Annotated in this window: 15 protein-coding genes and 1 tRNA gene; 13 read left to right on the plus strand and 3 right to left on the minus strand. The window is 66.7% G+C overall.

What is annotated here, in order from left to right:
* The 6 genes from AC5RTT_RS17035 to AC5RTT_RS17060 form a co-directional block, all read left to right on the plus strand.
* Positions 1–918, plus strand: a 918-nt coding sequence (locus AC5RTT_RS17035) for a pseudouridine synthase (RefSeq protein WP_494146185.1), incomplete at its 5' end; no start/stop codon positions are given.
* Between the two features lie 3 nt (positions 919–921).
* Positions 922–2034: a prephenate dehydrogenase gene (locus AC5RTT_RS17040; RefSeq protein ID WP_494146186.1), complete on the plus strand. Its 1113-nt coding sequence runs from the start codon at positions 922–924 to the stop codon at positions 2032–2034.
* The gene (gene cmk / locus AC5RTT_RS17045; RefSeq protein WP_494146187.1) at positions 2031–2744 is read left to right on the plus strand and encodes a (d)CMP kinase; all 714 of its coding nucleotides are present in this window, start codon (positions 2031–2033) and stop codon (positions 2742–2744) included. Before AC5RTT_RS17040 ends, cmk begins: the two co-directional genes overlap by 4 nt.
* A 31-nt stretch (positions 2745–2775) precedes the next feature.
* Positions 2776–3456, plus strand: coding sequence for a lysophospholipid acyltransferase family protein (locus AC5RTT_RS17050; RefSeq protein WP_494146193.1), 681 nt, complete (start codon positions 2776–2778; stop codon positions 3454–3456).
* A gap of 10 nt (positions 3457–3466) precedes the next feature.
* Positions 3467–5017: a ribosome biogenesis GTPase Der gene (gene der, locus AC5RTT_RS17055; protein ID WP_009358989.1), complete on the plus strand. Its 1551-nt coding sequence runs from the start codon at positions 3467–3469 to the stop codon at positions 5015–5017.
* 132 nt (positions 5018–5149) lie between these two features.
* Positions 5150–5226: transfer RNA gene (locus tag AC5RTT_RS17060), tRNA-Pro, on the plus strand.
* A gap of 81 nt (positions 5227–5307) precedes the next feature.
* On the opposite strand, the gene AC5RTT_RS17065 is transcribed toward AC5RTT_RS17060, so the two are convergent.
* Entirely contained in the window at positions 5308–6177 is an 870-nt protein-coding gene (locus tag AC5RTT_RS17065; RefSeq protein WP_494146188.1) for an Fpg/Nei family DNA glycosylase, read from the minus strand.
* 165 nt (positions 6178–6342) lie between these two features.
* Here AC5RTT_RS17065 and gcvH point away from each other — a divergent pair, with 165 nt between their 5' ends.
* From gcvH to AC5RTT_RS17090, 5 genes are all read left to right on the plus strand, one after another.
* Positions 6343–6729, plus strand: coding sequence for a glycine cleavage system protein GcvH (gene gcvH, locus AC5RTT_RS17070; protein WP_009358597.1), 387 nt, complete (start codon positions 6343–6345; stop codon positions 6727–6729).
* A gap of 157 nt (positions 6730–6886) precedes the next feature.
* Positions 6887–7363 (plus strand): FHA domain-containing protein, encoded by a 477-nt coding sequence (locus AC5RTT_RS17075; RefSeq protein WP_494011977.1) that lies wholly within the window; start codon positions 6887–6889, stop codon positions 7361–7363.
* Between the two features lie 23 nt (positions 7364–7386).
* Entirely contained in the window at positions 7387–8103 is a 717-nt protein-coding gene (ftsR, locus tag AC5RTT_RS17080; protein ID WP_133352406.1) for a transcriptional regulator FtsR, read from the plus strand.
* Positions 8103–8606 carry a bifunctional nuclease family protein gene (locus tag AC5RTT_RS17085; RefSeq protein ID WP_494011976.1) on the plus strand — a complete coding sequence of 168 codons (504 nt, stop codon included), beginning with the start codon at positions 8103–8105 and terminating at the stop codon, positions 8604–8606. The genes ftsR and AC5RTT_RS17085 overlap by 1 nt, the downstream gene beginning before the upstream one ends.
* Positions 8607–8836: 230 nt before the next feature.
* A complete protein-coding gene (locus tag AC5RTT_RS17090; RefSeq protein ID WP_009358601.1) occupies positions 8837–9430 on the plus strand; it encodes a MerR family transcriptional regulator in 594 nt (197 codons plus the stop codon).
* Positions 9431–9536: 106 nt separating this feature from the next.
* Here the strand turns inward: AC5RTT_RS17090 and AC5RTT_RS17095 are convergent, their stop codons facing one another.
* The gene (locus tag AC5RTT_RS17095) at positions 9537–10355 is read right to left on the minus strand and encodes a ParA family protein (RefSeq protein WP_494146189.1); all 819 of its coding nucleotides are present in this window, start codon (positions 10353–10355) and stop codon (positions 9537–9539) included.
* A 301-nt stretch (positions 10356–10656) separates the two neighbouring features.
* On the opposite strand from AC5RTT_RS17095, the gene AC5RTT_RS17100 reads away from it, so the two are divergent.
* On the plus strand, positions 10657–14055 hold the full coding sequence (locus tag AC5RTT_RS17100; protein WP_494146190.1) for a pyruvate carboxylase: 3399 nt from the start codon (positions 10657–10659) through the stop codon (positions 14053–14055).
* Positions 14056–14114: 59 nt separating this feature from the next.
* On the opposite strand, the gene AC5RTT_RS17105 is transcribed toward AC5RTT_RS17100, so the two are convergent.
* Positions 14115–15923, minus strand: a complete 1809-nt coding sequence (locus tag AC5RTT_RS17105; protein ID WP_494146191.1) for an AMP-dependent synthetase/ligase — start codon at positions 15921–15923, stop codon at positions 14115–14117.
* Positions 15924–16099: 176 nt separating this feature from the next.
* On the opposite strand from AC5RTT_RS17105, the gene AC5RTT_RS17110 reads away from it, so the two are divergent.
* Positions 16100–17229, plus strand: a 1130-nt coding sequence (locus AC5RTT_RS17110; RefSeq protein ID WP_494146192.1) for an ROK family glucokinase, incomplete at its 3' end; no start/stop codon positions are given.

Raw genomic sequence — 17229 nt, forward strand, 5'->3', positions numbered from 1 at the left:
GGTGCGAAGAAGGCTCCCGGAACCCCGGGTGCGCCCAAGGCCAAGCCCCGCACCGCGGCACCGGGTGCCGCCGCTTCGCGCGCCTTCGGCAGCGAACGCTTCGGCCAGAACCTCGGCCCGCTCCGCAAGCCCTCGCGCAGGAAGGGGCCCGGCCGCGACGTGCCGCAGTCGGAACTCCACGACGCCGATGGCATCCGCCTGCAAAAGGTGATGGCGTCCGCCGGCGTGGCATCGCGCCGCGTTTGTGAGGAAATGATCGCGGAAGGGCGCGTGGAGGTGGACGGCCAGGTGGTCACCGAACTCGGTGTACGCGTGGATCCCAAGACTGCCGTCATCCACGTTGACGGCCTGCGGATCCAGCTGGACGAAAACCTGGTCTACATGGTGTTCAACAAGCCCAAGGGCGTTGTCTCCACCATGGAGGATCCGGAGGGCCGGCCGTGCATCAGCGATTTCCTTAAGAACACCAAGAACAAGGGCGAGCGGCTCTTCCACGTGGGCCGCCTGGACGTTGCCACCGAGGGTCTGCTGCTGCTGACTAACGACGGCGAACTTGCCAACCGGCTGACCCACCCCTCCTACGAAGTCCCCAAAACCTACCTGGTCCAGGTCCGCGGCCCCTTCCCCCACGGGATCGGCGCGCAGCTGAAGGCCGGCGTTGAACTGGAGGACGGCCTTGCCTCGGTGGACTCCTTCCGGCTGGTTGACTCCACGCCCGGCCACGTGCTGATCGAAGTTGTGCTGCACTCGGGCAAGAACCGCATTGTCCGCCGGATGTTCGACGCCGTCGGCTTCCCGGTCCAGCGGCTGGTCCGGGTCAAGGTTGGCCCCATCGGACTCGGGGACCAGCGCCAGGGCAGCATCAGGAACCTCGGCAAGCAGGAGATCGGCCACCTGCTGGCATCCGTAGGACTCTGAGCCGTGTCCGCTTTCAAGAGCCAGGGCCGCGGGCACCTGGACGGTCCGGTGGTGGTGCTCGGCACCGGCCTGCTCGGAGCCAGCATCGGCCTGGGACTGCGGGGCCGCGGAGTGCCGGTCTTCCTGTCCGACCCCTCGCCAACCCACCAGGCCGTGGCAGTTGATATCGGTGCCGGCCGTCCGCTGTCCGAACTGGGCAGCAGCCGGCCCCAGCTCGTGGTGGTTGCTGCGCCGCCTGACGTCACGGCCGAGGTGGTGCGCCAGGCCCTTGCGGACTACCCGGATTCGGTGGTGGTGGACATCGCCAGCGTGAAAGCGGACATCCTCGCCCGGCTGCGGAGCAGTGGCGTGGACCTATCCCGCTACGTGGGCACCCACCCCATGGCTGGGCGGGAGAAGTCCGGACCGGTTGCCGCACGCGGCGAGCTGTTCACCTCCATGCCGTGGGTGGTGTGCTCTTCCGAGGAAACCTCCGGAGCCGCCCTGCAGACTGCCCGGGCACTGGCCACCGACCTTGGCGCAGTTGTTTCACAGTTCACTGCTGACGAACACGACGAGGCCGTGGCCCTGGTGTCCCACCTGCCGCAGGTCATGTCCTCACTGCTGGCCAGCAGGCTGCAGGGAACGCCGCTGCACGCCCTGTCCCTGGCCGGCAACGGCCTGCGGGACGTCACCCGGATCGCCGCCAGCGATCCCACGCTGTGGGTGCAGATCCTGGGCGGCAATGCGGCCAAGGTGGTGGAGATCCTCTACGGCGTCAGGGAGGACCTGAACCGCCTGATCAACACGCTGGAACAGCCCACGGCCCCTGGTGCGCGCCTTGATCTCGCGCAGCTGATGAGCGAGGGCAATGCAGGCCAGGCGCGGATCCCCGGCAAGCACGGCGGCCCGCCGCAGGCTTATTCCTGGCTGACGGTCCTGGTGGACGACAAGCCCGGCCAGATCGCCCGGCTGCTCACCGAGATCGGTGAAATCGGCGTTAACGTTGAAGACCTGCGGCTGGACCATTCGTCCGGACAGAACGTGGGCATGGTGGAATTGTCAGTGTTGCCGAACAAGCACGACCACCTGATCGAAGCATTAAACGACCGCGGATGGCGGGTACTTCAGTCATGACACAGGAACTTCTCGACACCATGCCCGGGCTGCGTATCGGCAGGCCGCTGGTCGTTGCCATCGATGGCCCCTCAGGATCCGGCAAATCCAGCGTCAGCAAGGAAGTGGCCCGCAGGCTACGCCTTGCCTATCTTGATACCGGGGCCATGTACCGCGCGCTGACCTGGTACTGCGTTACCAACGGCATCGACCTGGACGATGCCGCCTCCGTGGAACAGGCATCACGCGACCTCGTGCTGGAGCTGAGCACCAGCCCGCAGCAGGAATTCGTGCGGGTGGGCGGGGTGGACGTCACGGACGCGATCCGGGAGCCGGCCATCTCGTCGGCCGTCAGCACCGTTGCCACCACCCTGGGTGCCAGGACCGAACTCATCCGCCGGCAGCGGGAGCTGATCGAAAAGCACCACCGCCGCATGGTGGTGGAAGGCAGGGACATCACCACCGTCGTCGCGCCCGGAGCGGAAGTCCGGATGCTGCTGACGGCCAGCGAGGAAGCCCGGCTGCGCCGCCGCGGGATCCAGCTGGGCGGAACGCAGAACGCGGAGCAGCTGGCCGCGCAGGTGACCCACCGGGACGCCAAGGACTCCACCGTGGTGAACTTCACGCAGGCGGCCGACGGCGTAGTCACGCTGGATTCCTCGGACCTGGACTTCGAGCAGACCGTTGACGCTGCACTGGTCATTGTCACCAAGGTCCTCAACCGTGACTGATGCCAGGCCGGGCGTCCCGTCGGGCTGGACCATGTCCTGGAGCCGGCCGGTGGGCTGGGTCCTGGACCACCTCGTCTACCGGACCACCGTCACCGGCAAGGCGAACGTCCCCACCGGGGGTCCGGTGATCTTTGCCGGAAACCACATCAGCTTCCTGGACGGTCCCGTGATGTTCGGCGCCTCGCCGCGGCCCATGCACATCCTGGTCAAGCGGGAAATGTTCAAGGGCTTCCTGGGCCGGGTGTTGACCGCCTCCGGCCAGTTGCCCGTTGACCGGCGCGGTGACAGGGCCGCGCTGCAGCGCAGCAGGGAACTGCTCGACGCCGGCCGCTGCGTGGGGATCCTCCCCGAAGGAACCCGGGGGAGCGGGGAAGCCTCCGGAATCAACGGCGGGGTTGCATGGCTCGCCCTGAACACGGGAGCCCCGGTGGTGCCGGTGGCGATCCTTGGCACCCGGACCGGGAATGAGCACCTTGACTTCGTGCCGCCGCCCGGCCGGCGCTTCCACGTCAGCTTCGGCACAGCCCTCACCCTGGGCCGCCGGGCTGGCGAAAGCGGCCGTGCTTCAATGGACAGGGCGGCGCAGGAGATCCGCGCGGCACTGGCAGGGCACGTCCGGGACAGCGTCCAACTCAGCGGCCGGCCCCTGCCTTTCGCCGAAACCTCCAAAGACTTAACAGCAGTAGCCGGGACGCCGGCAGATGACCACTAAGGACAGTGCAATGAGCGACACCACGCAGACCCCCGGCCTCTCGGGCCCAGGCGAAGACGAATACACGCCCACGGGCACCGACCAGGTGGCCGAACGGCTGGCAGCCATTGACGACGACGAGGCCGAGCTTCGCGCCGCCTCCCTCCGGGCCGGCCTGGAAGACTACGACCTCGATGAGGAAGACGCCGCCCTGCTCAGCGGGGAGTACGGCGACGAGGACTTCGAAGGCCCGGTCAAGCTTGACCCGGTCCTGGCCATCATCGGGCGCCCGAACGTGGGCAAGTCCACCCTGGTGAACCGCATCCTGGGCCGTCGCGAAGCCGTGGTGGAGGACACCCCCGGCGTGACCCGCGACCGCGTCATGTACTCCGCGAACTGGAACGGCCGCAACTTCACACTCGTGGACACCGGCGGCTGGGAGCACGACGCCCGCGGCATCCACGCCCGGGTCGCGGAGCAGGCCGAGATGGCTGTGGAACTCGCCGACGCCGTCCTGTTCGTCGTCGACTCGGCCGTAGGTGCCACCGCCACCGATGAGGCCGTGATGAAGATGCTGCGCCGCAGCAAGAAACCGGTCATCCTGGTGGCCAACAAAGTGGACGACTTCGCGCAGGAGGCCGATTCCGCCGTTCTGTGGGGCCTTGGCTTCGGCGAACCGTACCCCGTCTCCGCGCTCCACGGCCGCGGAGTGGCGGACCTGCTCGACCATGTGATGGACGTGCTGCCGGAATTTTCAACCATCGAAGGCCTGGAGCGTTCCGGCGGGCCGCGCCGGATCGCCTTGATCGGGCGCCCCAACGTGGGCAAGTCGTCCCTGCTGAACAAGCTGGCCGGATCCGAGCGCGTGGTGGTGGACAACACTGCCGGAACCACCCGCGACCCCGTGGATGAGTTCATCGAACTCGGTGGGCGCACCTGGCGCTTCGTGGACACGGCCGGTATCCGCCGCCGCCAGCACATGGCGCAGGGTGCGGACTACTACGCCTCGCTCCGGACCCAGGCCGCGCTCGAAAAGGCGGAGGTCGCCGTCGTGCTCCTCGCCGTGGACGAAGTGCTCAGCGAGCAGGATGTCCGCATCCTGCAGCTGGCCATCGAGTCCGGCCGCGCTCTGGTTCTCGCCTTCAACAAGTGGGACCTGCTGGACGACGAGCGCCGGCGTTACCTGGAGCGCGAGATCGAGCAGGACCTGGCGCATGTGGACTGGGCGCCCCGGGTGAACATCTCCGCTAAGACCGGCTGGCACAAGGACCGCCTGGTGCCCGCCCTGGACCTGGCCCTGGAAAACTGGGACCGGCGCATCCCCACCGGGCGGCTGAATGCCTTCCTGGGCGAGCTGGTGGCGGCACACCCGCACCCGGTCCGCGGCGGCAAGCAGCCCCGCATCCTCTTCGGAACGCAGGCGTCGAGCCGGCCGCCCAAGTTCGTGCTGTTCACCACCGGATTCCTCGATCCCGGATACCGCCGTTTCATCACCCGCAGGCTCCGTGAAACCTTCGGCTTCGAGGGCACCCCCATCGAGGTCAGCATGCGCGTGCGGGAAAAGCGGGGCCGGAAGCGCTGATCCGGTTGTTGCCTTCGACACGTTGGGATTGAAACCCCGAAAGTGTCACTGGCACCCTTCCGGATCGTGTAAGCTCTTCTAGGTGGTTCGGCCGGACTGCTGATGGAAATCAGCGGAGAACGGCGGAACCAGCGGGCTGTAGCGCAGCTTGGTAGCGCACTTGACTGGGGGTCAAGGGGTCGCAGGTTCAAATCCTGTCAGCCCGACCAAAAAAGCGGAAGCGCCGGAGATCAACTCCGGCGCTTCCGCTTTTTTGTGTGCAGGGGCCTGTCTCCTCCTGGAAAGCCCGCCTACTTCAGGAACTTCGATGTCCGGCGGTCCGCGAGGATCTTTCCCTTCGTCTGGCAGGTTGGGCAGTACTGCAGGGCGGTATCGGCGAAGGAAACCTCGCGCACGGTGTCCCCGCACACCGGGCATGGCAGGCCGGTCCTGGCGTGGACACGCATGTGGCTCCGCTTCACGTCCTTGAGCTCCTTGGGCGGTTTGCCGCCGGCCTCCGCCAGGGCTGCACCCAGGACATCGTGGATGGCGTCATAGAGGACCTGCACCGTCGCCCGGTCCAGGGACCTGGCCGTGGCAAACGGTGAGATCCGGGCCGCATGCAGGATCTCGTCACTGTAGGCGTTGCCGATGCCCGCTATGACGCTCTGGCTCCGCAGCAGCCCCTTGATCTGCTGGGAACTGCCGGCCAGGATCTCAGCCAGCATGCCGGCGTCGAACGCCGCCGTGAAAGGATCCGGACCCAGCGTGGCGATTCCAGGCACGTCCTGCGGGTCCCGCACCACGTAGACGGCCAGGCTCTTCTTTGTCCCCGCCTCCGTGAGGTCAAACCCCCTCGGCCCGTCCGGGCCGGTGAAGGTACAGCGGACCGCGATGAGGCCCTTGCCCATCTTCAGCTGGCCGTTGGCGGGGGAGTCCGTGTAGCGCAGCCAGCCGGCCCGGGCCAGGTGGAACACCAGGGAGATGCCATCGGTGTCGATGCTGATGAACTTCCCGAACCGGCGGACCCCGGACACTGTCCGGCCCGCCAGGGCCGAGTAGGGCGGGTCCGCCGTCTTCAGCACGGCAAAGGAGACAATCTGCAGCTTGTCGAGGACGCAGCCCCGCAGCTGCTCGTCGAGGAACCGGGCCAGGCCGGCCACTTCGGGAAGTTCCGGCATGGCCTACCTGCCGGGTCCCGGACGTCCTGCATCGTTGCGCACGCTCATGGCTCCCATCTTGTCAGAAAGCCCGGTGGACGCCCCGCCGGATGTGCCTATACTTTCAGCGGCGGTCTGTTTCCCGGGCCCCGTGACCTTCGAGATTGACCCGATGAAAGGCCCCCCATGAGCAACATTCCCGAAGACCTGTCCTACACCGCCGAACACGAGTGGGTTTCCGCTCCCAATGCCGACGGCGTGGTCCGCGTGGGCATTACCGACTTCGCGCAGGACGCGCTTGGAGATGTTGTCTACGCCCAGATGCCCGAGATCGGCACCAAAATTACGGCAAACGAAGTGGTGGGCGAGGTGGAGTCCACCAAGAGCGTCAGCGACATCTACGCCCCGGTCAGCGGTGAAGTGGTGGCCCGCAACGAGTCCCTGGACACCGATTCCGCGCTGATCAACACGGATCCCTATGGTGACGGCTGGCTGATCGAGGTCAAACTGGCCGAGGCCGACGCCGTTGATTCATTGCTCAGTGCATCGGAGTACGAACAACAGGTAGGCTAAAGCTAACCGGTATATCCGGTCCGGCCCCGCGTCGCAGGCAGGACGTCTTCGCACGTCAAGGGCCGGATGGGGGAGCCGGTGCCGGACCTGCCGGGCAGGTCCGGAGGGCAAACGTTGGTTGCATGCCGGAGGGCTGCAGCGGGAAGAGGAGGAATCCATGGCTGGCCACACATCGAACCCTGCCGATGGGGGATACGGAACGGGTGCGGCTAAGGCGTCGGAGACCACCTCCATCAACCTGACCCCCGTCAGGGACGAGCCCACCATCGCCCCCAAGCTGTCCTCCGAGGAGCGCAGCTCCGTAGAGGCCCTGCCTGCGGGTTCCGCGCTGCTGGTGGCGCACAGCGGCCCCAACGCCGGCGCCCGGTTCCTGCTGGATTCGGACGTCACCACCGCTGGCCGGCACCCGGACGCTGACATCTTCCTTGATGACGTCACCGTTTCCCGCCGGCATGTGGAGTTCCGCCGTACTGCCCGGAGTTTCGAGGTGGTGGACATGAACAGCCTCAACGGCACCTACGTCAACCATGACCGCGTGGACGCTGTGGAGCTCAAGTCCGGCAGCGAAGTCCAGATCGGCAAGTTCCGCCTCACCTTCTACCTGAGCCCTGCCACCGCTGCAGGCCGCGGCTGATCCGGGGACCGCTGCCTGTGGCAATGGCACAACCGGAACGCCGGGGACCGCAGGTCCTGAACATAGGGGAAGTCCTCGCGCAGCTGAGCGCCGACTTCCCGGGCATGACAGCGTCCAAGATCCGGTTCCTCGAGGAAAAGGGACTTATCAACCCGCGGCGGACTCCTGCGGGCTACCGCCAGTATTCCGACGGCGACGTGGAACGGCTGCGCTTCGTCCTGGCGCTGCAGCGGGACCAGTACCTCCCCCTGAAAGTCATCAAGGACTACCTTGACGCCATCGACAGGGGAGAGCGGCCGGAGAACCTTCCGCCCGGCGTCGTGGTTTCGCCGCGCATCGTCTCCGACGAGCTGGCCGCGGAGCTGCAGAACCGCGGGCGCAAGCTCACGGAGGAACAGCTCCGCACGGAATCCGGCGCCAGCGTCCCCCTGCTCCAGGCTCTCCTGGATTTCGGGCTCATCAGCCACAGCAACGGCATGTTCGACGAACACGCCCTCCAGGTTGCGCGCGCCTGCGTGCAGCTGGAAAGCCATGGGCTGGAACCCCGGCACCTGCGTCCCTTCCAGGCGGCGGCGGAACGCGAGTTCGGCCTGGTGGAACGGGCGGTGGCACCACTTGCGTCACGGAAGGACTCCGCGTCCCAGGCACGGGCTGCCGAGGCCGCCCGTGAGATCAGCGACCTTTGCCTCACCCTGCACCGCGCCCTGGTGCAGGACCACATCTCACGCATGGACATCTGATGATTGAAGTCGAGATTGTAGGCGTTCGAATCGAACTGCCTTCCAACCAGCCCCTGGTCCTGCTGCGGGAGATGCACGGGGAACGGCATGTTCCCATCTGGATCGGCACCCCCGAGGCCAGCGCCATCGCCCTTGCCCAGCAGGGTGTGGTCCCGCCGCGCCCCATGACGCACGATCTCCTGGTGGATGTGGTGGAGTCGCTCGGCCACAGCGTGGTCAGCGTCAACATCGTGGCCGTCGAAGACAACATCTTCTACGGACAGCTGCAGTTTGAAAACGGCACCACGGTGAGCTCCCGGGCCTCCGACGCCCTCGCCGTCGCCCTCCGGGCCAAGTGCCGCATCTGGTGCGCCGATTCAGTGATGGACGAGGCCGGAGTCCGCATCACCGAGCACGACGAGGGCGAGGACACCGATCCGGGCCCCACCGTGGATGAGGAGCGCGAGCTCCGGCGTTTCCGCGAATTCCTTGACGACGTGGAGCCTGAAGACTTCGACGGCTAAGGTCACGTTAAGGTTAAAGTTAAGGCTGAAAGTTTCGACACGCCTGCCCAAAGCCTCCAAGGTCTTTGACCTCGGGCCCTGCCGGGCCTAACGTCGAAGTATCAAGTTCCCATTGCCTATGGCAGCCGCGCAAGTCACACTGGAAAGTGCGCCCCGCGAAAATTACATGCATGCTTTTCATGCCAGCTGCTGCAGGTGTTCCCCGGGAGCGCAGGACAAGGAGGATCCAGGTGAGTCCCAAAGGCGAAGCAGGCGGGCTGAAACAACCCACGGCTGGTGTTGCTGTGCCGGCAAGCGGTGCCCAGGGCCTCCTGTTCACCGAGGACCTTCCCGTGCTGGACGAAGATGCCGGATACCGCGGACCCACCGCATGCAAGGCGGCCGGCATTACCTACCGGCAACTGGACTACTGGGCACGCACCGGGCTGGTGGAACCCGCCGTCCGCGGCGCTGCCGGCTCCGGATCCCAGCGGCTGTACGGCTTCCGCGACATCCTGGTCCTCAAGGTGGTCAAGCGGCTCCTGGACACGGGCGTTTCCCTGCAGCAGATCCGCACCGCGGTGGAACACCTGCGTGAACGTGGCGTCGAGGACCTGGCGCAGATCACCCTGATGAGCGATGGCGCCAGCGTGTACGAGTGCACCTCGGCTGACGAAGTCATCGACCTCGTCCAGGGCGGGCAGGGCGTGTTTGGCATTGCCGTGGGCCGGGTCTGGCGCGAGGTGGAGGGCAGCCTTGCTTCGCTGCCCAGCGAACACGCCGCCGAACAATCCTTTCCCGACGACGAGCTGAGCAAGCGCCGCGCCGCACGCAAGATCAGCTGAGCCTCCATTACTTAAAACGCAGAGGGCCGCTCCCATGGGAGCGGCCCTCTTGCTGTCTGGTGGTCCGGTGTCGGTCCCGCCCGGCGTCGGCTGGGAAGCGCCAGGCCTACCTGGCGCGGCTGCGCAGCCCGCTGCCCACTTCCATCAGGTTGGCCAGCAGGTCATCGAAGAGGGCGGCCGCAGACTTCGCCGACTCTCCCGGCCAGTGGTGCACCGGGTGGGCGGCGCCCTGGATCTGCTGCCAGTTGGCCTGCTCCGGGATGCGCGGGCTCAGGAGGAGCTCGCCGAACATGGACTCCATTTCCGCCAGCCGGTAGCTGTGCTCGGAGGAACCGGTGCGGACCCGGTTGGCCACGATGCCGGCCGGGGAGAGGTTGGGGGCGAATTCCTGCCGGAACAGCTGGATGGCGCGCATGGTACGTTCCGTACCCGCCACGGAGAAGAGTCCCGGCTCGGCTACGAGGGCAACCTTGTCGCTGGCGGACCAGGCCATCCGGGTAAGCCCGTTGAGTGACGGCGGGCAGTCGATCAGGACCAGCTGGTAGTTGTCCGCGCCGGCCAGCACCGTTGAGAGCCGGCGGAGGTCGCGGCGGCCCAGGTCCGGCCGGTCGTAGATACCCGTATAGGCGGAGCCGACGGCGACGTCCAGGACTGAGGGGCCGGAACCGTTGGAGGCGGCCCGGGCTGTCCAGCTGCTGCCAACGACGTTCTCCGCCAGTTTGGCGCGGCGCGGGCTCTTGAGCATCCTGCCGATATCCAGCTGGTCGCCGGGCTGAACGCCCAATGCGGTAGTTGCGTCGGCGTGCGGATCGAGGTCCACCACCAGCGTGCTGACGCCCGCGGCCAGCGCCGCAGACGCCAATCCTGTGGTGACGGAAGTCTTGCCGACTCCACCCTTAAGGCTGCTGATGCTGACTACTTGCACTTGAGAGACCAAAACCTAACGCCGGATGCCGTGTTGGGAGTAATGTTTGCTCCGGCAGCGCCGAAGCCGGACGGTCCTGCCGCCCTACTCATCATATGTGGATGCGTTGGCGAATCCCGCCTTATCGGGGGTCGGCATGGCATCCACTATGCTGCCGGGGCGCTTTCCGCCGCGACAGGCGGAAGCGATCGGGACATGACGGGGAAATGTGTGATGGTCGACACAAAGATTTGTGTTTGTCCTTGTAGGTCCTAGACACTGTGACCACTCACCGATCCACCCGCAATGATGCAGGAGAAGTATGTTTTCCAAAGTTCTGGTGGCCAACCGCGGCGAAATCGCGATCAGGGCCTTCCGCGCCGGCTACGAGCTGGGCGCCAAGACCGTTGCCGTTTTTCCCCAAGAGGACAGGAACTCCATCCACCGCCAGAAAGCGGACGAGGCGTACCTGATCGGCGAAGAAGGACACCCCGTCCGGGCCTACCTGGACGTCAAAGAGGTCGTCCGGGTGGCCAAGGAGTCCGGTGCGGACGCCATCTACCCCGGCTACGGTTTCCTGTCCGAGAATCCGGACCTGGCCCGTGCAGCCAAGGAAGCCGGCATCACCTTTGTTGGTCCGCCGGCGGAAGTGCTGGAACTGGCAGGCAACAAGGTGGCGGCGCTCAAGGCCGCCCGCGAGGCCGGCGTTCCCGTCCTTAAGTCCAGTGAACCCTCCAAGGACCTGGACGAACTCCTTGCGGCTGCGGACGAGATCGGCTTCCCCATCTTTGCAAAGGCAGTGGCCGGCGGCGGTGGGCGCGGCATGCGCCGGGTGGACACCCGTGAGGCGCTGCCCGACGCGCTGAAGTCCGCCATGCGTGAAGCCGATGCCGCTTTCGGCGACCCCACCATGTTCCTGGAGCAGGCCGTCCTGCGCCCCCGCCACATCGAGGTGCAGATCTTGGCCGACGCCGAGGGCAACGTCATGCACCTGTTCGAGCGTGACTGCTCCATTCAGCGCCGCCACCAGAAGGTCATCGAGATCGCCCCGGCGCCCAACCTGGACGAGGGCACCCGCCAGGCCCTCTACCGCGACGCCGTCAAGTTTGCCAAGGCGCTCAACTACGTCAACGCCGGCACGGTGGAGTTCCTCGTGGACACCGTCGGTGAACGCGCCGGCCAGCACGTGTTCATTGAAATGAACCCGCGCATCCAGGTGGAGCACACTGTCACCGAAGAGGTGACCGACGTCGACCTGGTGCAGGCGCAGATGCGGATCGCCTCCGGCGAGACGCTTGCAGACCTCGGCCTTTCCCAGGAAACCGTCCACCTCAAGGGTGCGGCCCTGCAGAGCCGCATCACCACCGAGGACCCCGCCAACGGCTTCCGGCCCGACGTCGGAAAGATCACCGGCTACCGTTCCGCCGGCGGCGCAGGCGTCCGGCTGGACGGCGGCACCGTCTACTCGGGTGCTGAGATCAGCCCACACTTCGACTCCATGCTGGTCAAGCTCACCTGCCGCGGCCGGGACTACCCCGCCGCGGTGGCACGCGCCCGCCGTGCCCTCGCAGAATTCCGTATCCGCGGCGTCTCCACCAACATCTCCTTCCTGCAGGCCGTGCTCGACGATCCGGACTTCATCGCCGGCGACGTCGCCACCAACTTCATCGACGAACGCCCCCAGCTGCTCAAGGCCAGGGTGTCCGCCGACCGTGGCACCAAGCTCCTCACCTGGCTGGCCGAGGTCACCGTCAACAAGCCGAACGGCGAGCTGACGGTCCACTCCAACCCGGCAGACAAGCTTCCGTCCGTCAAGGACCGGCCGGCCGCCGCCGGCTCACGGCAGAAGCTCCTTGAACTGGGACCGGAAGGGTTCGCCAGGGCGCTCCGGGAGCAGCAGGCAGTGGCGGTGACGGACACAACGTTCCGCGACGCGCACCAATCCCTGCTTGCAACCCGTGTCCGCACCCGCGACCTTGTTGCCGCCGGTCCTGCCGTGACCGCGCTTATGCCGGAACTGCTGTCGGTCGAGTGCTGGGGCGGCGCCACCTACGACGTCGCACTCCGCTTCCTCGGCGAAGACCCCTGGGACCGGCTGGCGGCGCTGCGCAAGGCGCTGCCGAACGTCTGCCTGCAGATGCTGCTCCGCGGCCGCAATACGGTGGGCTACACGCCGTACCCGGAAGAGGTCACCGAGGCGTTCGTCAACGAGGCCGCAGCAACAGGCATCGACATCTTCCGCATCTTCGACGCGCTGAACGACGTCAGCCAGATGGCACCCGCGATCCGCGCCGTCCGCGCCACGGGCACCGCCGTCGCCGAAGTGGCACTGTGCTACACCGGGGACATGCTGGACCCTAAGGAAACGCTGTACACGCTGGACTACTACCTTGGGCTGGCCCAGAAGATCGTCGACGCCGGTGCGCACATCCTGGCCATCAAGGACATGGCGGGCCTGCTGCGTCCCGCTGCCGCCGCCAAGCTTGTCGCGGCCCTGCGGGAACGCTTCGACCTGCCGGTGCACCTGCACACCCACGACACCGCCGGCGGCCAGCTGGCCACACTCCTGGCGGCTGTCGACGCAGGCGTGGACGCTGTCGACGTGGCCTCCGCATCCCTGGCCGGCACCACCAGCCAGGTGTCGGCGTCGGCTTTGGTCGCGGCCCTGGAGCACACTCCGCGCGATACCGGCCTGGATCTGGACGCCGTCAGTTCCCTGGAGCCCTACTGGGAAGCGGTCCGCCGGGTCTACGCCCCCTTCGAGTCCGGCCTTCCGGGCCCCACCGGCCGGGTTTACAAGCACGAGATCCCAGGCGGCCAGCTGTCCAACCTGCGCCAGCAGGCAATGGCGCTGGGCCTGGGGGAGCGGTTTGAAGCAATTGAGGACATGTACACTGCTGCCGACCGCATCCTGGGCCACCTGGTCAAGGTGACGCCTTCCTCCAAGGTTGTGGGCGACCTCGCCCTGCACCTGGTGGGCCTCAACGCGGACCCTGCCGACTTCAACGAGAACCCGCAGAACTACGACATCCCGGATTCCGTCATCGGCTTCCTGTCCGGCGAGCTCGGTGATCCCCCCGGAGGATGGCCGGAGCCCTTCCGCACCAAGGCCCTGCAGGGCCGGAGCGTGAAGGTCCGCGACGCCGAGCTCAGCTCCGAGGACAGCGCTGCCTTGAAGTCCGACTCCAAGACCCGCCAGCACACGCTGAACCGTCTGCTCTTCGACGGCCCCACCAAGGACTACCTGAAGAGCGTGGAGACCTACGGCAACATCTCTGTCCTGGACACCCGCGACTACCTGTACGGGCTCCAGCGCGGCCAGGAGCACGAGATCCAGCTGGAGAAGGGCGTGCGGCTGATCGCCTCCCTGGAGGCTGTCTCGGAGCCCGACGAGAAGGGCATGCGCACCGTGATGTGTACCCTCAACGGCCAGTCCCGGCCCGTGGTGGTGCGCGACCGTTCGGTGGTGAGCAACGTCAAGTCCGCCGAGAAGGCAGACCCGGCGCAGCCGGGCCACGTTGCGGCTCCGTTCGCCGGTGCCGTGACCGTCACGGTCAAGGCCGGCGAGACCGTCAACGCCGGAGACACCGTGGCCACCATCGAGGCGATGAAGATGGAGGCTTCCATTACGACGCCGGTGGGTGGCAAGGTTTCCCGCCTCGCCATCTCCTCTGTGGAGCAGGTGCAGGGCGGAGACCTGCTCCTGGTGGTGGAGCAGTAACACCAGCCATAACAACAAAGGGTCCTTCACGAGTGAAGGACCCTTTGTTGTTGCCAGCGTCAGGAACGCGGCGCCGCGTACATTTCCTCGATGATTGTATCGAAGTCCTTCATGACCTGCGCCCGCTTGACCTTCATGGAAGGGGTCAGGTGGCCGGAGGCCTCGGTGAAATCCGCAGGCACGATCCGGAACGACTTGATGGCCTCCGCGTGGGACACGGAGCCGTTGGCCGCCGTGATCAGGTCCTGGACCGCGGCCTTGACCACAGGGTTGGCGGCGGCCTGGTCCAGGGTGGTGTCCGCGGGCAGCCCGTGGCGCTGCAGCCAGCCCGGCAGGGCTTCCTGGTCCAGGGTCACCAAGGCGCCGATGAACGGCCGGTTGTCGCCCACCACCAGCACCTGGGACACCAGGGCGTCGGCGCGGATCTGGTCCTCAAGCAGGGCAGGAATGACGTTCTTGCCGCCGGCCGTGACAATGATTTCCTTCTTGCGCCCGGTGATCCAGAGGAAGCCGTCCTCGTCCAGGCGGCCGATGTCGCCCGTGCGGAGCCAGCCGTCGGTGAACGTTTCCGCTGACAGGTCCTCACGCTTGTAGTAGCCGCGCATAACGCAGACGCCCTTGGCCAGGATCTCGCCGTCCTCGGCGATCCTCACGGCGTTCCCGGGCAGCGGCTTGCCGACCGAACCGATCTTGATCCGGGACGGGGTGTTGACGGAGATGGGAGCCGTGGTCTCGGTCAGGCCGTAGCCTTCCAGGACCTGGAGGCCGATGCCTTGGAAAAAGTGGCCCAGCCGTTCGCCGAGGGGCCCGCCGCCGGACACCGCGTGGGCGACATGGCCGCCCATCGCTGCCCGGAGTTTGCTGTAGACCAGCTTGTCGAACAAGGCGTGGCGCAGTTTCAGCCCCAGTCCCACCCGCCCGGCCTGCCGTGCCTTGGAGAAGGCGATGGCCGTATCCGCCGCCTTGTGGAAAATGGCTCCCTTGCCGCCGTCCTCCGCCTTGGTCATGGCAGAGTTGTAGACCTTCTCGAATACCCGCGGGACCGCGAGGATGAAGGTGGGCTCATAGCTCTGCAGGTCCGACAGCAGGTTCTTGATGTCCGGTGTATGGGCAACGGTGGTGCCGGCGGCCATGGCCAGTACCGAAATGAACCGTGCGAAGACGTGGGCCAGCGGCAGGAACATGATGGTCTTGGCGTTCTCATGGACAATCTCGCCGATGATGGCCAAGGCGTTGTCGGAGAGTTCGACGAAGTTGCCGTGCGTCAGCTCGCAGCCTTTGGGGCGTCCGGTGGTGCCCGAGGTGTAGATGATCGTTGCGAGATCGGACAGTTTGGCGGCAGTCCGGCAGGACTCAAGCTCCTCGTCGCTGATCCCTGATCCGGCCGCGCGGAGGGCATCCAAACCTGCACCTTCCAGCTGCCAGACATGCTGGAGGCCAGTCAGGCCTTCCGCCGTTACGGCCTGCCGGATGACGTTCTCGTGGTGCGCCGCTTCGCCAAAGGCGGCCACGGCGCCGGAGTCGCCAAGGTTCCAGGCAACCTGGGACGGGGACGAGGTTTCGTAGATCGGGACGGAGACGCCGCCGGCGAACCAGATGGCAAAATCCACCAGGGACCATTCGTACCGGGTGCGGGACATGATGCCAACGCGGTCACCCACGCCGACGCCACTGGCAATCAACCCCTTGGCAAGCGCTTTGACGTCGGCAAGGAACTCGGTGGCGGAAACATCCTGCCAAGCACCCGCTGAATCAAGTCGCGAGAACAGTGCCGGGTTGCTGGCTTTCTTCGCCTGCCGCAGCACCAGATCGGTGATATTGGTTTCCGGTGGAACAACAACAAGAGGCGGAACACTGAATTCGCGCACTATAGCTCCTTTGATATCCGAACTCCCGCTTCAGGGGTATGCCTAAAGAGTAGTACGCCGGTGCGGGAGCAGTGCAGCACTTAAACCTACTGGCGGGTAACTTGTCCGTCAATAGGTCCCGCTGCACGAGGCGCGGGTCCCGCCGTTCATGGGTGCAAAACCTAGAATGGGGAACTATGTACGCGCAATCTTCCGGCGAGCAGGCCGGTCCCCTTAGCAGGGCCGTCCCTTGGCGGCGCCGCTCCGCCCCCTATCGGGCAGGCAGAAGAGGGGGTGACGGCTTCCACGGGCAGGTGCGGCTTGGCCGGAAGGGACTGGCCATAGGTATCGACATTGGCGGCACCAAGGTGGCTGCCGGAGTGGTGGATACCGAAGGCAGGATCCTTAGCGAGGCGCGCCGCTCCACGCCCGGCACGGATCCGCGCGAGGTTGAGCAGGTCATCGTGGAACTCGTGGAAGAGCTGGGAAGGGGACAGCGCATCCGCTCGGTTGGAATAGGCGCGGCCGGCTGGATGGACCTCGACGGCGGCACCGTACTGTTCAGTCCGCACCTGGCATGGCGCAACGAGCCCCTGAGGGCCAACCTGCAGCAGCTCTTGCGCAGGCCCGTGCTGCTGGCGAACGATGCCGATGCCGCGGCCTGGGCGGAATGGCGCTTCGGTGCCGGCCGGGGTGAGGACCGGCTGGTCTGCATCACCCTCGGCACCGGCATCGGCGGTGCGATGGTCATGGACGGCAGGGTGGAGCGCGGCCGGTTCGGGGTGGCCGGCGAGTTCGGCCACCAGATCATCATGCCGGGCGGGCACCGTTGCGAGTGCGGCAACCGCGGATGCTGGGAGCAGTATGCCTCCGGCAATGCCCTGGGGCGGGAAGCCAGGATCCTGGCCCGCAGTAACTCCCCGATGGCGCAGGACCTGCTCGCAGCAGTCGGCGGCCGCGCCGACACCATTACCGGGGCCGTGGTGACCGACCTCGCGCTGGCTGGCGACACTGCCTCCCGTGAGCTGCTCGAGGAAGTCGGCGAATGGCTCGGCCTGGGCCTCGCGAACCTGGCAGCAGCGCTCGATCCCGGCCTGTTCGTGGTTGGCGGCGGACTGTGCTCGGCCGGAAACCTGCTGGTTGAACCGGCGCAGAAGGCGTTCGCGCGGAACCTTACAGGGCGCGGCTTCCGCCCCGCCGCCGGGATCGAGCTTGCCGCTCTGGGGCCCAATGCCGGACTGATCGGGGCGGCGGACCTGTCGCGGGGGGGGGGGCGGGGGGGGCGCGGGCCCGGGGGGGGGGGGGGGGGGGGGGGGGGGGGGGCGGG

The sequence above is a fragment of the Arthrobacter sp. Y3221157 genome (assembly GCF_059089865.1).